Here is a 572-nt window from a genome sequence, read left to right on the forward strand (position 1 = left end):
TTGGAGAAGCCGGTATGACGACCGCTTTTTCTCAGCCGCTGATCAGGAAAATGGAGCTGTAAATGAACCTAGTTAATATCGCCCTTTCAGGTTTAAACGCAAACCGCGTTGCACTTGACGTGACGGCGCAAAACGTTGCGAACGTCAACACGCCAGGATACAGCCGTCAACAAGCGTTGATGGCGACAGTTGGTGATGGTAAGTCCAACCGCTTAAGTTCTGGCATGGGTGTGGAAGTGACCAGCATCCGCCGTGTAACTGATCAGTTCTTGGTTAAACAAACTTGGTCTACCAATAGTTTGGCGGCTTACGCGGCTGGTTACACCAGCAACATGAGCCAACTAGAAAACACCTTGGGTGCAGACGGATTTAGTATCTCTGCTGGCTTAGATTCGCTTAACGCCGCGCTTAACGACGCGACAGTGAAGCCAGAATCGATGCCTTACCGCCAGCAAATCATCAATGAATCAGAAGCATTGGCTCGACGCTTCAACACACTAACTCAGTCTTTGCACAACCAACATAAAGACATGAATGATCAGCGCACCGCTGCGCTGACTCATGCAAACAGT

General features: G+C 49.5%; 1 protein-coding gene. It reads left to right on the top strand.

Annotated features, from left to right (window positions below):
• Positions 1-62: 62 nt before the first annotated feature.
• Positions 63-572 (top strand): flagellar hook-associated protein FlgK (flgK, locus tag R7Z47_RS26105; protein ID WP_318130933.1); only part of this gene is annotated, 510 nt, incomplete at its 3' end.

The sequence above is a fragment of the Vibrio sp. 1641 genome (genome assembly GCF_033339995.1).
Lineage (GTDB): Bacteria > Pseudomonadota > Gammaproteobacteria > Enterobacterales > Vibrionaceae > Vibrio > Vibrio alginolyticus.